Annotated in this window: 2 protein-coding genes; both read left to right on the top strand. The window is 36.4% G+C overall.

Features of this window, described 5'->3' with window-relative positions; genetic code table 11:
• Positions 1-477, top strand: a 477-nt coding sequence (locus LPAF129_RS11020) for a helix-turn-helix domain-containing protein (protein ID WP_244057177.1), incomplete at its 5' end; no start/stop codon positions are given.
• Positions 474-1,095 (top strand): IS3 family transposase (locus tag LPAF129_RS11015; protein WP_244057178.1); only part of this gene is annotated, 622 nt, incomplete at its 3' end. The genes LPAF129_RS11020 and LPAF129_RS11015, both read left to right, overlap by 4 nt.

Below are 1,095 nucleotides of genomic sequence, written 5' to 3'. Positions count from 1 at the left end.
AATATTTCGATAAAAAGCTTAGCTAAAGAACTTAAATTACCAACTTTCAGTCTTTTGAAAGATTGGATTAATACTGCCAGCCAACAAGGAGTTGAAGCTCTGGTAGTTAAACGGCGTAGGAGCGAATATAAGCTCGATTTTAAGGCCAACGTGGTAGAATATTACCAAACTCATGACCTTGGAGTTAGTAAAGTTGCGGCCATTTTTAACATCTCATCTTCTCAAGTCTATACTTGGAATAGATCCTTTGAAAATGGCGGTTTGGCTGCACTAGCTCCACGTCAAAAAGGTAGGCCAAACACAATGAAAAAGAAAAAAATGATTCAACCTCAAAAACTTTCTTTAAGTGAAAAACAAGCTTACGAAGAAAAAATCATGCATCTCAAAGTACAACTCTATCAGGCTGAAATGGAGCGTGATTTGTTAAAAAAACTTCCACCCCGGTCGAAAAACTTACGAATAAACAAAAAACTATAGCGGTAGATTCGGCCCGGGAAGAATTTCAGAGTAAGTACAGTGTAAACAAATTATTAGCTTTTTATAGCCTAAAAAGAGCTACTTATTATGATGAAAGAAAGCGGATTTCAAAACCAGATAAATATCAGGAAGTCAAAGAAGCGATTCAAACAATTTTTCAAGAAAGTTTTGAGACCTATGGCTATCGACGCATTCATATTAAGCTGTTAAGTCATAATTTTAAAATCTCACCAAACACAGTCCGTAAACTGATGAATGAAGTGGGTATCAAAAATATGGTATATCGTAAGCATACGAGTTCTTACAGTTCCTACCGAGGAGACGTAGGAGCTAAGGCTCCTAATATTATTAGACAAACGTTTGATGCGACAGAACCATACACAGTTATTCATACTGATGTGACACAGATTCGTTTAACCAATCAACATTGGGGTTACCTTTCGGTAATGACTGATGAAGCGACTAAAGAAGTCTTGGCTTTAAAAATCAGTGCCCATCCCAACAAAAAAATGATCATGGAAACGGTCAGAAGACTTGAAAAAAATTTACCAGTTGGAGCTAAACCAATTATTCATTCAGATCAAGGGTGGCACTATCAAATGCCTGATTATCAAGCTA

The sequence above is a fragment of the Ligilactobacillus pabuli genome (genome assembly GCF_022836475.1).
In the GTDB taxonomy this organism is placed as follows: domain Bacteria; phylum Bacillota; class Bacilli; order Lactobacillales; family Lactobacillaceae; genus Ligilactobacillus; species Ligilactobacillus pabuli.
The sequence above is the reverse complement of the archived record's forward strand: the minus strand, read 5'-3'. Positions and strand labels throughout refer to the sequence as shown.